The organism is Aeromonas sp. R9-2 (genome assembly GCF_040908025.1).
Classification (GTDB): Bacteria; Pseudomonadota; Gammaproteobacteria; order Enterobacterales; family Aeromonadaceae; genus Aeromonas; species Aeromonas veronii.
On sequence record NZ_JBFOCX010000034.1, the window covers coordinates 266,210 to 279,503 of the forward strand.

Sequence of the window (13,294 nt, forward strand, 5' to 3'; positions counted from 1 at the left end):
CCGGAGGCGACCATGCATACATCCACCGACATCACGGTGCCATCAGCGGCCGCTGACGAGAGCAGTGGCGATGCCCAGTACCTGACATTTCTGATCAACAACGAGATGTTCGCCATCAATATTCTGGGGGTCAAAGAGATCATCGAATACGGCAATATCACTCCGGTTCCGATGATGCCGGGTTTTATTCGCGGCGTAATCAACCTCAGAGGAGCGGTAGTGTCGGTCGTAGACTTGAATGCCCGCTTTGGCAATGCACCTTCGGTCATCACTCGCCGCAGTTGCATCGTCATTATTGAGGGGGTGGCCCCGCAGGGCGATGAACCTTTAGGTCAGGATATTGGCGTTGTGGTGGATTCCGTATCGGAAGTACTGGGTATCCCACAAGCAGATATCGAGCCCCCACCCAGTTTTGGTGCCCGCATCCGGGCCGATTTCATCAGCGGCATGGGCAAGGTCAACGGCAAATTCGTCATCCTCATCGATACCGGGAAAGTGTTGTCACTCGATGAGATGGCTCAACTCAACGAACTGGCCCAGCCACAGGCAAGGTTGCCACAAGGCAACCTGCAACCCTCCTGAACAGGCCTCCATACTCCACGACATGCAGCATAAGGAAACGCTCATGACCCAATCACTCTTAGGAAAACTCTTCGGAGACAATACCACCGAAGTGAGGCAGCGGACCCAGTTACTCGACGCAATCGGCCAGCTGCAACACGCAGTCCTGGCAGAGCAGGTTCCAGCACCACTCGATCTTTCCGGTATGGACAGTCCCTTTCGTGAAGTAGGACATGCCATCAACGAGGTGGTCACCTTGCTCAGCGACAAGCTGGAACAGAGCCGCAACGACATTAAAAATAATCAGATGTTGCTCCATGAAAACCAGCTGGTTCGCAAAGCCCTCGACTGCGCCAGCACCAACGTGATGATTGCCGATACCAACCTCGACATTATCTATATGAACGAGGCTGTGACCGGCATGCTCAATCAGGCTGAGACCGACATCAAGAAAGAGCTCTACAGCTTCAACGCCAATCAGCTGATGGGCGCCAACATCGACAGCTTTCATAAAAATCCCGGCCATCAGCGCGCCATGCTGGCCAAACTCAACAGCACCTACCGCACCCAGATACAGCTGGGGGGGCGCACCTTCTCCCTGATCGCCAATCCGGTCTTCAACGATACCGGTGAACGGTTGGGGTCCGTGGTCGAATGGGCCGACAGAACCAAGGAGGTGATGATAGAGAAAGAGATGTCCGACATTGTGCAGGCCGTGATCAATGGCGAGCTGCACCGCAGGATGGAACTTGCTGGCAAGAGCGGCTTCTTTCAGGCGATGGGAGAAGGGATCAACCAGATTGCCGAAGTGATCGACAGCACCCTCAACGACGTCATCCGGGTCGTGCAATGTCTGGCAAAAGGTGATCTGACTCAACAGATTGAGGCGGACTACCCCGGTGTGTTTGGCACCACCAAGGATGCGCTCAACAAGACCATCGCTTCGCTCACCAACATCGTCACCGAAGTACGCGGCGCCTCTGACAACCTCTCCAGTGCCGCCGAGCAGGTAAGCGCGACCGCCCAGTCGATCAGCCAATCCAGCAGTGAACAGGCCTCCAGCATGGAGGAGACCAGCGCCTCCATCGAACAGATGAGCGCCAGCATCAACCAGAATACCGACAATGCCCAGGTCACCGATGGCATGGCCAGCAAGGCAGCCAAAGAGGCCGTAGAGGGAGGAGAAGCGGTCAAACTAACTGTGGATGCCATGAAACAGATCGCCAGACGGATTGGCATCATCGATGACATCGCCTACCAGACCAATCTGTTGGCACTCAACGCAGCTATCGAAGCGGCGCGGGCTGGCGATCACGGCAAAGGCTTTGCCGTAGTGGCGGCGGAGGTGCGCAAGCTGGCCGAACGCAGCCAGGTGGCAGCACAGGAGATTGGCGAGCTGGCCTCCAGCAGTGTCGAGATGGCGGAAAAAGCAGGTCGTTTGCTGGATCAGATGGTTCCTTCAATCAACAAGACCTCGGATCTGGTGCAGGAGATCAGTGCCGCTTCGGTTGAGCAATCCACAGGTGTCAGCCAGATCAACCAGGCCATGAACCAGTTGAGTCAGGTTACCCAGCAAAATGCCTCTTGCAGCGAAGAGCTGGCTGCCACAGCAGAAGAGATGAGCAGCCAGGCTGAACAGCTGCAGCTGGCCATGGAGTTCTTTACCCTCGAGGTCCACGCCAAAGAAGGTAAAGCAGCCACCTCGCATCTTCACCCCAATACCCGAGGTCGCTTCATGAACGAGAGCAATGCCAACAGTCGGGAACGAGCCGCCACAGTCCAACGCCCCACGGGCGATGGCGATTTTGTCCGGTTCTAGTCACGGGAGAGGCGTTGCCTCTCCCATCTCCGACCACACAGGTAGAGGGATAGTTTTTTGTATCAAACCCAGCTGCATGATGATGAGTTCTCCCGTTTCCAACGCTGGCTTCATCAAACGGCGGGGATAGAGCTGTCTCCAGCCAAGAAGGCGCTGGTGGCCAGCCGCCTGGCGAAACGGCTCTGTCACTATGAGCTGGATAGTTATGACGACTACTTCCAGCTCATCATGAACGATCGCAGCAGCGAACTGCAGCTGGCGCTTGATCTCCTTACCACCAACGAAACCTACTTTTTCAGGGAGCCCAAACACTTCGAGTTTCTAACGCGGGAGATAGTCTCAGCGCTCCCGCCCGAGCAACCACTGCGGGTCTGGAGCGCTGCCAGCTCATCCGGCGAGGAGCCCTACAGTCTGGCCATGACCCTCGCGGAAAAACGCAGCACCTTCAACTGGGAGATCCTGGCCTCCGATATCTCGTCCCGGGTGCTGGAACAGGCGATGAGCGGTCGCTACCCTATCGAGCGGGCGCAAAATATTCCACTGCCCTTTTTGATGAAATATTGCCTCAAGGGTGTGGGCCTGCAGGAGGGCATCTTCATCATCGATCGCAAGTTGCGGGACAAGGTGCAGTTCATGCAGATCAACCTCAATCAGGATCTGCCGGACATCGGCATGTTTGACGTCATCTTCATCAGAAACGTGATGATCTACTTCAACAAGGAGACCAAAGGGCAAGTATTGCAGCGGCTGGTACCCAGACTCAAACCCGGTGGCTACCTGCTGGTGAGCCACGCCGAGAGCCTGCACGGCCTGCACCACGGCCTGCAGCTTGTCTCTCCTTCCATCTATCAGAAGAGATAAGTCATGGCACGGGAGGTGATCCTGCAACCGGGAGAGCTCTTCTTTGGCAAGGAGGATGTGGTGGTCAGAACCGTACTGGGCTCCTGTATTGCCATCACCTTGTGGCATCCGGAGCAGAAGCAGGGGGGAATGTGTCACTACATGCTGCCAAGTCGGCGCAATCCCTCTGCCAAGCTGGATGGGCGCTATGCCGATGAAGCCCTCGCCTTGCTGCTGCAAGCGGCCAGTCACTATCCCGCCCCCATCCATGAATATGAGGCCAAGTTGTTCGGGGGTGGCAACATGTTTACCGAGCCTCAATACGCACAGAGCGACAACAATGTCGCCACCAAAAATATTCAGGCAGCCTGGCAGCTGACCCGACACCTTGGCCTTGATATCAAGGCTCATCATCTTGGCCATAGCGGCCACCGAAGCTTGCTCTTTGAGCTCAGCAACGGCAGTGTCTGGCTCCGCCATCATCGTCTGCCACATCAACGGGAGTCGCGAGAATGAAGCAGATCCGGGTCATGCTGGTGGATGATTCCGCCGTGGTCAGACAGGTATTGCAAGCGGTGCTGGAGCAAGAGCCCGATATCCGGGTGATCGCCACAGCATCAGATCCCCTGTTTGCCCAGGAAAAACTGAAGAAAGAGTGGCCTGACGTCATCGTGCTCGATGTGGAGATGCCCCGTATGGATGGCATCACTTTTCTCACCAAGATCATGGCAGAGCATCCAACCCCGGTGGTGATCTGCTCCTCCCTCACCGAAAAAGGTGCCGAGACAACCTTGCAGGCAATGGCTGCCGGCGCGGTGGACATCATCACCAAACCGACCATGGGGATAAAAAGCTTTCTGCAAGAATCTGCCCACGACCTGGCGATGGCGGTACGTGCTGCGGCCCAGGCCAATCTCAAGCGCGTGGGCAAGCCCTCCTCTGTGCCGGTCAGCACCAAACTCAACGCAGATGCCATGCTGGCGCCCAACCAGCACGCCATGGCACAAACCACCGAGCGGCTCATCGCCATCGGCACCTCGACCGGCGGCACCCAAGCGCTGGAAGCCGTGCTGACTGCCTTGCCCCGGGTCAGCCCCGGCATCGTCATCGTGCAGCACATGCCGGAGAAATTTACCGCCATGTTTGCCGAGCGGTTGAACGGGGTCTGCCAGATAGAAGTGCGGGAGGCGAGAAACAATGACCGGGTGATCCCGGGGCTAGCGCTGATTGCCCCCGGAGGCAAGCATATGCTGCTCAAACGCAGCGGTGCCTACTATCACGTCGAGGTGGTCGACGGGCCGCTTATCAACCGCCATCGCCCCTCGGTAGATGTGCTGTTTCGCTCCGTCGCCAAATATGCCGGCAAGAATGCCACCGGCATCATCATGACCGGCATGGGGGATGATGGTGCCCGAGGGTTGCGCGAGATGCTGGATGCGGGTGCCAACACCTATGCCCAGGATGAGGCCTCATGCGTGGTCTTCGGCATGCCCAAGGAGGCGATCAAGCTGGGAGCAGCCCGCCATGTACTCCCCTTGCAAGAGATGCAATACGCCATCCTCGGCAAATAATCCCTTATCGCGCGTTTTGACCATAAAAAAGTCCGGCTCCCCAAGGGGAGCCGGACTTTTTACATCAACCGGAACCAATCCGGTATCAGGCGAGCAGATTACTCTGCAGCAGGAGCTTCTTCAGCGGCCGGAGCGGCGTCAGCAGCAGGTGCAGCCGCTTCGGTCGGGGCGTTTGCTTCCTTGATGGAGAGACGTACGCGGCCCTGACGGTCCACTTCCAGTACCTTCACCTTGACCACGTCACCGATGGTCAGGTGGTCAGCCACGTTCTGCACGCGAGCGTCGGTGATCTGGGAGATGTGTACCAGACCATCTTTGCCCGGCAGAATGTTGACGAATGCACCGAAATCGGCCAGACGGACAACTTTACCTTCATAGATGCGGTTCACTTCGATCTCGGCGGTGATAGCCTCGATGCGACGGATCGCTTCCATGGCGGCTTCGTTGGCCACGGCGGAGATACGTACAGTGCCGTCATCATCCAGCTCGATGTTGGTGCCGGTCTCTTCGGTCAGCGCACGGATCACGGAACCACCCTTACCGATCACGTCCTTGATCTTCTCGGGATTGATCTTGATGGTGTGGATACGCGGTGCGAAATCGGAGATCTGGGCACGGGGAGCCTGGATAGCTTCGTCCATCACTTTCAGGATGTGCAGACGAGCGCCACGAGCTTGCTTCAGCGCAATCTCCATGATCTCTTTGGTGATGCCTTCGATCTTGATGTCCATCTGCAGCGCGGTCACACCTTCGGTGGTACCGGCTACTTTGAAGTCCATGTCGCCCAGATGATCTTCGTCACCCAGAATGTCGGACAGCACGACGAAACCTTCTTCTTCCTTCACCAGACCCATGGCGATACCGGCAACGGAGGCCTTGATCGGCACACCGGCATCCATCAGCGCCAGAGAGGAACCACAGACAGACGCCATGGAGGAGGAGCCGTTGGATTCGGTGATTTCAGAGACCACGCGCACCACGTACGGGAACTCGGCGGCGCTCGGCATCACGGCAGCAACGCCGCGCTTGGCCAGACGGCCGTGACCAATTTCACGACGCTTCGGGCTACCCATCATGCCGGTCTCACCGACACAGTATGGCGGGAAGTTGTAGTGCAGCATGAAGCGATCGGCACGGTTGCCGGTCAGCTCGTCGATGTTCTGGGCGTCACGCTCGGTACCCAGAGTGGCGACCACGATGGCCTGAGTTTCACCACGGGTGAACAGGGCAGAACCGTGGGCACGGGGCAGAATGCCGGTACCTACGCTCAGGGCGCGGATCATTTCCGGATCGCGACCATCGATACGCGGCTCACCACGTACTACGCGACCACGAACGATGCGACTTTCCAGGCTGTGGAACTCTTCGCCGATCTTCTTGGCATCTTCTTCCACACCGGAAGCAATAACTTGCTCAACCACACGACCCTTGATGGCCGCGATGGTTTCGTAACGAACAGCCTTCTCGGTGATGCGGTAGGCTTCACCCAGTTCGGCGCTCGCCAGCTCGGCAACCTTGGCTTTCAGCGCTTCGTTGACGGCAGGCGGAGTCCAGTCCCACGGCTTGGTGCCGACGGCAGCGGCAAACTCGTTGATCGCATTGATCACGGTCTGCATCTGCTCGTGACCGTATACCACGGCGCCCAGCATCACTTCTTCGGAGAGGATGGCCGCTTCGGACTCAACCATCAGTACCGCGTTGGCAGTACCGGCAACTACCAGATCCAGATCGCTCTGCGGCAGTTCGGTGGTGGTCGGGTTCAGCACATACTGACCGTTCATGTAACCCACGCGAGCAGCACCGATCGGGCCGCCAAACGGGATACCGGAGATGGCCAGTGCAGCAGAGGCACCGATCATGGCAACGATGTCGGGGGATACGGCCGGATTCACGGACATTACGGTCGCAACGACCTGAACCTCATTGAGGAAGCCTTCCGGGAACAGCGGACGAATAGGACGGTCGATCAGACGGGAGATGAGGGTCTCGCCTTCGCTCGGACGGCCTTCACGACGGAAGAAACCACCCGGGATACGACCAGCAGCATAGGTACGCTCCTGGTAGTTGACGGTCAGCGGGAAGAAATCACGGCCGTGATCGGCCTCTTTCTTGCCGACTACGGTCACAAATACGCAGGTATCGTCCATGCTGACCATAACGGCCGCAGTGGCTTGACGGGCCATCACACCGGTTTCCAGAGTGACGGTGTGTTGACCGTACTGGAATGACTTTACAATAGGATTCACGTGAATTTCCTTTTTACAATTTGGCTCTTTAAATTCGCGCACAAGTATACTTGATTCGATGCAAAAGGTAAGCGGCGACGCGAATTCTGTGAGGCAGACAACGGCTTGAAGAGCAATAAAAAAGGGGAACCTGACGGTTCCCCTTTTTCGCGAAATCTGATGGTCGATTAACGACGCAGACCCAGCTTGGCGATCAGAGCAGCATAACGCTCGGAATCTTTACGCTTCAGGTAGTCCAGCAGCTTACGACGCTGGGAAACCATGCGCAGCAGACCGCGACGACCGTGGTGGTCCTTGGAGTGCTCTTTGAAGTGACCTTGCAGATGGTTGATCTGGGCAGTCAGCAGGGCAACTTGCACTTCGGGGGAACCGGTGTCGTTGGCGCAACGAGCGTTGTCAGCAACGATTTGAGCTTTGATCTCAGCATTTAGAGACATGGTAATACTCCAGTAGAGTGTTTAAAGGTTCACAGCCAATCTCTAATTCAGCCGTGAAATGAGGGCGGTATCATAATCGTCCCCGCCCCTTTTCGCAACGATAAAGAGGCGAAACGGGAAAGACGCGCTGATACCGCCTGAGGATCACTCCTCGTCGTGATAACGCACCAGTCGCTTGGGAGCGACGCGGCCATCATCATCAATCTCGCCAACCCCGATGAACTCGCGCTCCGGGCCGACCGTCATGCGAACCTGACCGCTTTGCGGCGCACCCGCCACCTGCACGGCCTGGCCCTGATTCACATAGGCAGCCACAACAGCCAGCATGTTCACCTCGGGCAAGCTTGCTACGGCGGTGTCCATCGGCAGCAACAGCGGATCCAGCTGCTCGCGCGGCGGGATGCTCTCGGCCTTGGCCTGCTCGAAGATGCACTCGAGTTGCTCCAGGGTCAGCATCCGCTCGTACGGATAGTTGGCCACCTGGGTACGGCGCAACTGGGTCACGTGGGCGCCACAGCCCAGCACTTCACCCAGATCATCCACCAGAGAGCGGATGTAGGTGCCTTTGCTGCAGTGCACTTCAAGGCGCACTTCATCACCTTCGAAGCTCAGCAGTTTGAGCTCGAATACGGTGATGGGACGGGCTTCACGCTCAATCTCGATGCCTTCGCGGGCATATTCGTAGAGCGGACGGCCGTTGTGCTTGAGCGCGGAGTACATGGAGGGCACCTGCATGATGGGGCCACGGAACTGGTCCAGCGCCTCGATCAGGGTACCGACAGCCACGTTCACCGGACGGGTGGAGACCACCTCACCATCAGAGTCGCTGGTGTTGGTGCGCTCGCCCAGTTTGGCGGTCACCTCATAGCGCTTGTCCGCTTCCAGCAAATACTGGGAGAACTTGGTGGCCTCGCCGAGGCAGATCGGCAGCATGCCGGTCGCCAGCGGATCCAGTGCGCCGGTGTGACCGGCCTTGGCGGCGTTGTAGATGCGCTTGACCTTCTGCAACACATCGTTGGAGGTCAGGCCGGTCGGCTTGTCCAGCAGCAGAATGCCGTGCACATCACGGCCCTTGAAACGACGTCTTCGGGTCATCTCAGGCTTTATCCTCAGTCGTGTCATCCGGTGCGGATTCAGCTTCTTCGTCACGGCCGGATTCGGCCATGCGACGCTTGTCTTCACGCACAGTGTTGGTCACCAGGTTGGAGAGACGCATCCCCTCGACCAGGGTCTGGTCGTAGTAGAAACGCAGCTCGGGCACCACGCGCAGACGCATGGCACTGCCCAGCAGACTACGGATATATCCGGCTGCTTCGGTCAGACCCTGCAAGCCTTCCTTGATGCGCTCGGCATCATTTTCCAGCTGCAAGAAGGTGACGTAAATCTTGGCATAGTTGAGGTCACGGGACACTTCCACATCGGAAACGGTCACCATGCCGATGCGCGGGTCTTTCACCTCGCGCTGCAGGATCAGCGCAATTTCACGCTGGATCTGCTGTCCGACCCGACGGGTCCGGCTGAATTCTCTGGCCATATTCTATCCTGCGATAAAAGGGGGCCGCGGCCCCCTATTTTGTCTAACTCTCGGCTTACAGAGTCCGTTGGATTTCAACAGTCTCGTAAACTTCGATCTGGTCGCCTTCGCGCACGTCGTTGTAGTTCTTGACCGCGATACCACACTCGTAGCCGTTGCGAACTTCGTTGACGTCATCCTTGAAGCGGCGCAGGGATTCCAGCTCGCCTTCATAGATAACCACGTTGTCACGCAGAACGCGGATACGGTTGGAACGCTTGACCACACCTTCGGTAACCATACAGCCGGCAACGGCGCCGAACTTCGGAGACTTGAAGACGCTACGCACTTCAGCCAGACCGATGATCTCCTGACGATACTCAGGGGCCAGCTTGCCGCTCATGGCCTGCTTCACTTCGTCGATCAGGTCATAGATGACGGAGTAGTAACGCAGATCCAGGCTCTCGGATTCGATGACCTTGCGCGCAGATGCGTCGGCACGGACGTTGAAACCAACCAGGATGGCGCTGGAAGCAGCAGCCAGGGTCGCGTCGGTTTCGGTGATACCACCTACACCGGAACCCACGATCTTCACCTTCACTTCGTCGGTGGAGAGTTTGACCAGCGCATCGCAGATCGCTTCCACAGAACCTTGTACGTCAGCCTTGATCACCACGTTCACTTCGGACACTTCGCCCTCGGTCATGTTGGCGAACATGTTTTCCAGCTTGGCCTTCTGCTGGCGAGCCAGCTTGACTTCGCGGAACTTGCCCTGACGATAGAGCGCCACTTCACGGGCTTTCTTCTCGTCACGGACAACGGTGGCTTCGTCACCGGCAGAGGGAACGCCGGACAGACCCAGGATTTCCACCGGCAGGGACGGACCTGCTTCCTTGATCTCGCGACCCAGTTCGTCACGCATGGCGCGAACACGGCCGTACTCGAGACCACACAGAACGATGTCGCCCTGACGCAGAGTACCTTCTTGTACCAGTACGGTAGCAACCGGACCACGACCTTTATCCAGGAAGGATTCGATCACGACGCCGTTGGCCATGCCGTCAACCACCGCTTTCAGCTCCAGTACTTCAGCCTGAATCAGGATGGCTTCCAGCAGGTCGTCGATGCCTTCGCCAGACTTGGCGGATACGTGCACGAACTGGCAGTCTCCACCCCAATCTTCGGACATGACGTTGTAACGGGCTAGTTCGGTCTTGACGCGATCCGGGTCCGCTTCAGGCTTGTCGATCTTGTTGACCGCAACAACCAGCGGTACACCGGCAGCCTTGGCGTGCTGGATAGCTTCGATGGTTTGCGGCATCACGCCGTCGTCAGCTGCAACAACCAGAACAACGATATCGGTCGCCTTGGCACCACGAGCACGCATGGAGGTAAACGCCGCGTGACCCGGAGTATCCAGGAAGGTGATCATGCCACTGTCAGTCTGGACGTGGTAAGCACCGATATGCTGGGTAATACCACCGGCTTCGCCAGCAGCAACCTTGGCTTTACGAATGTAGTCGAGCAGCGAGGTCTTACCATGGTCAACGTGACCCATGATGGTAACGACCGGTGCGCGCGGCTTGGCTTCGGAGGTCTCGTCACGATCGGACAGTACCGCCTCTTCCAGCTCGTTCTCACGACGCAGCACAACCTTGTGACCCATCTCCTCGGCGACCAGCTGAGCGGTCTCCTGGTCGATCACCTGGTTGATGGTGGCCATGGCACCCATCTTCATCATCACCTTGATGACTTCAACGCCCTTGACGGCCATCTTGTTGGCCAGCTCGGCCACAGTGATGGTCTCGCCGATGACGACGTCGCGGTTCACCACGGCAGCCGGCTTGTTGAAGCCGTGCTTCATGGCGTTCGGCATGGCGACCTTGCCGCGCTTGCCTTTGCGGGCACGCGGGTTGCGAGAGTCGCGATCATCTTCACGACGACCGGCTTTCTTCGGTGCCTTGGCAGCTGCGGCAGTGCGGCGGCTGGTCTCTTCTTTCCGATCCAACTCGTCTTCTGCGGCTTGCGCATGCTTGTTGGTGGTCAGATGGTAGTCGCTGCTCTCTTTGGCGCGAGCGGCCTCTTCTTCAGCCCAGCGGGCTGCGTTCTGTTCCGCCATGAGACGAGCCTCTTCGGCTTTCTTCGCGGCGAGTTCTTCAGCTTTTTTCAAAGCTGTTTGTTCCTGTTGGCGCTTCAGTTCTTCTGCTTCGCGCTTGGCCATCTTTTCTGCCTCTTGCTGAGCTGTGCTACTGGCTGCTTTGGCGGGCTGTGAAGCCTGTCGAGCCTTTGATTGTGCCTCGATCCGCGCCTTTTCCTCAGCTTCACGACGAGCTTGCTCAGCCTCACGGCGAGCCTTCTCTTCAGCTTCGAGGCGAGCCTTCTCTTCGGCCTCGCGACGAGCTTTTTCTTCTGCTTCCAAACGCGCTGTTTCCTCGGCTTCCGCCTGACGCTGTTCATCTTCCAGCGCCGAGCGTCTTACATAGGTGCGAGACTTGCGCACTTCTACCTGCACTTCCTTGTTCTTGCCGCCAGTACCCTGAACACTGATGGTGCTCTTGGTCTTGCGCTGCAAGGTCATGCGGGCAGGAGCGGCGACCTCGTCACCTCCATGCTGTTTCTTCAGGTGTGCCAGCAGAGCCTGTTTCTCAGACTCGCTGACCATGTCGTCGGCCTTGCTCTTGCTGATACCGGCATCGACAAACTGCTGGAGAAGACGATCAACCGGTGTGTCGATGTCAGTGGCAAGTTGTTTGACTGATACTTCTGCCATTCATTTTCCTCCGTTTGATCTTACTCGGACTGCTCTTCTCCGAACCAACAGATATTGCGAGCAGCCATAATGAGCTCACCTGCCTTCTCGGCAGTCAGCCCTTCAATATCAGCAAGGTCATCGATACCTTGCTCAGCCAAATCTTCCAGGGTGCCCACGCCACGGCCCGCCAGAGCGTAAGCCAGTTCGCGGCTCAGGCCGTTCAGATTGAGCAGCTCTTCGGACGGCTCAACGCCATCGAAAGACTCTTCTTTTGCCAGTGCCTTGGTAGTCAGGGCATCTTTGGCGCGCTTGCGCAGCTCTTCGACCATGTCTTCATCCAGACCGTCGATAGCCAGCAGCTCGTTGACCGGAACAAAGGCGATCTCTTCCAGGGTAGAGAAGCCCTCTTCCATCAGTAGACCGGCGAAATCGTCGTCGATATCCAGAGTGCTGGTGAACAGGTTCATGATGCGGTCGTTTTCGGCCTGGTGCTTGGCACGCATGTCCTCAACGGTCATCACGTTCAGCTCCCAACCGGTCAGCTGGGAGGCCAGACGCACGTTCTGACCATTGCGACCGATGGCCTGAGCCAGGTTGGCAGCTTCCACGGCGATATCCATGGTGTGGTTGTCTTCATCAACGATGATGGAGGCCACATCGGCAGGTGCCATGGCATTGATCACGTACTGGGCCGGGTTGTCATCGTACAGCACGATGTCTGCACGCTCACCGCTCAGCTCGGCGGAGACAGCTTGCACACGGGCACCACGCATACCGATACAGGCACCGATCGGGTCGATACGACGATCGTTGGTCTTCACCGCGATCTTGGCGCGGGAACCCGGATCACGGGCAGCGCCCATGATTTCGATCATCTCTTCACCGATCTCCGGTACTTCGATACGGAACAGCTCTTTCAGGAAGTCCGGGCTGGAACGGCTGACAAACAGCTGGGAACCACGGGCTTCCGGACGCACTGCATACAGCAGGCCACGGACACGGTCGCCCGGGCGGAAGGTTTCACGCGGCAGCATGTCATCACGGAAGATCACGGCTTCAGCATTGCTGCCCAGATCCAGGATGACGTTGTCGCGGTTGCTCTTCTTGACCACACCACTGATGATGGTGCCTTCTTTATCTTTAAACTGATCAACTACTTGTGAACGCTCGGCTTCGCGCACTTTCTGCACGATAACCTGCTTGGCGGTCTGGGTAGTGATACGGTCGAAGGTCACAGAGTCGATCTGGTCTTCAACATACTCACCGATCTGGATCTCCGGCTGATCAATCTGCGCCGCTTCCAGGGTGATTTCAGCATAGGGGTTCTCCATCGCGGCTTGATCCGCAATGACTACCCAGCGGCGATAAGTGTCGTAGTCACCGGTCTTGCGATCGATTTCGACCCGAACTTCAATCTCGCCTTCATATTTCTTCTTGGTCGCAGTCGCCAGTGCGGTTTCCAGAGCCTGGAAGATCTTCTCGCGGGGTACCGCTTTCTCGTTGGATACTGCGTCAACGACCAGCAAAATCTCTTTATTCATATCCGATAGCCTCG

General features: G+C 57.5%; 11 protein-coding genes. 5 read left to right on the forward strand and 6 right to left on the reverse strand.

All coding sequences use genetic code 11. The annotated features are described in order from the left end of the window. Window positions 1-12: 12 nt before the first annotated feature. Genes AB5Y71_RS19560 through AB5Y71_RS19580 form a run of 5 tightly spaced genes read left to right on the forward strand, consistent with a single transcriptional unit; the run spans window position 13 to window position 4,791 of the window. Window positions 13-582, forward strand: coding sequence for a chemotaxis protein CheW (locus tag AB5Y71_RS19560; protein WP_110303373.1), 570 nt, complete (start codon window positions 13-15; stop codon window positions 580-582). 43 nt (window positions 583-625) lie between these two features. After that, complete coding sequence (locus tag AB5Y71_RS19565; protein WP_368172259.1) at window positions 626-2,380, forward strand: methyl-accepting chemotaxis protein; 1,755 nt, start codon at window positions 626-628, stop codon at window positions 2,378-2,380. Between the two features lie 57 nt (window positions 2,381-2,437). Beyond that, window positions 2,438-3,241, forward strand: a complete 804-nt coding sequence (locus AB5Y71_RS19570; RefSeq protein WP_040068586.1) for a protein-glutamate O-methyltransferase CheR — start codon at window positions 2,438-2,440, stop codon at window positions 3,239-3,241. Between the two features lie 3 nt (window positions 3,242-3,244). Then, window positions 3,245-3,736, forward strand: coding sequence for a chemoreceptor glutamine deamidase CheD (gene cheD, locus AB5Y71_RS19575; RefSeq protein WP_113739041.1), 492 nt, complete (start codon window positions 3,245-3,247; stop codon window positions 3,734-3,736). Continuing rightward, window positions 3,733-4,791 carry a chemotaxis response regulator protein-glutamate methylesterase gene (locus tag AB5Y71_RS19580; protein WP_005338795.1) on the forward strand — a complete coding sequence of 353 codons (1,059 nt, stop codon included), beginning with the start codon at window positions 3,733-3,735 and terminating at the stop codon, window positions 4,789-4,791. The genes cheD and AB5Y71_RS19580 overlap by 4 nt, the downstream gene beginning before the upstream one ends. Window positions 4,792-4,889: 98 nt before the next feature. On the opposite strand, the gene pnp is transcribed toward AB5Y71_RS19580, so the two are convergent. The 6 genes from pnp to nusA form a co-directional block, all read right to left on the reverse strand. Further along, a complete protein-coding gene (gene pnp, locus AB5Y71_RS19585; protein ID WP_005338796.1) occupies window positions 4,890-7,037 on the reverse strand; it encodes a polyribonucleotide nucleotidyltransferase in 2,148 nt (715 codons plus the stop codon). Between the two features lie 167 nt (window positions 7,038-7,204). After that, the gene (gene rpsO / locus AB5Y71_RS19590; RefSeq protein WP_005338797.1) at window positions 7,205-7,474 is read right to left on the reverse strand and encodes a 30S ribosomal protein S15; all 270 of its coding nucleotides are present in this window, start codon (window positions 7,472-7,474) and stop codon (window positions 7,205-7,207) included. A 144-nt stretch (window positions 7,475-7,618) separates the two neighbouring features. Next, on the reverse strand, window positions 7,619-8,569 hold the full coding sequence (gene truB, locus AB5Y71_RS19595; protein WP_064338651.1) for a tRNA pseudouridine(55) synthase TruB: 951 nt from the start codon (window positions 8,567-8,569) through the stop codon (window positions 7,619-7,621). A gap of 1 nt (window position 8,570) precedes the next feature. Continuing rightward, entirely contained in the window at window positions 8,571-9,008 is a 438-nt protein-coding gene (gene rbfA / locus AB5Y71_RS19600; RefSeq protein WP_005338799.1) for a 30S ribosome-binding factor RbfA, read from the reverse strand. A gap of 55 nt (window positions 9,009-9,063) precedes the next feature. Next, window positions 9,064-11,757: a translation initiation factor IF-2 gene (infB, locus tag AB5Y71_RS19605; RefSeq protein WP_005338806.1), complete on the reverse strand. Its 2,694-nt coding sequence runs from the start codon at window positions 11,755-11,757 to the stop codon at window positions 9,064-9,066. Window positions 11,758-11,777: 20 nt separating this feature from the next. Further along, entirely contained in the window at window positions 11,778-13,280 is a 1,503-nt protein-coding gene (gene nusA, locus AB5Y71_RS19610; protein WP_005338808.1) for a transcription termination factor NusA, read from the reverse strand. Window positions 13,281-13,294: the final 14 nt, after the last annotated feature.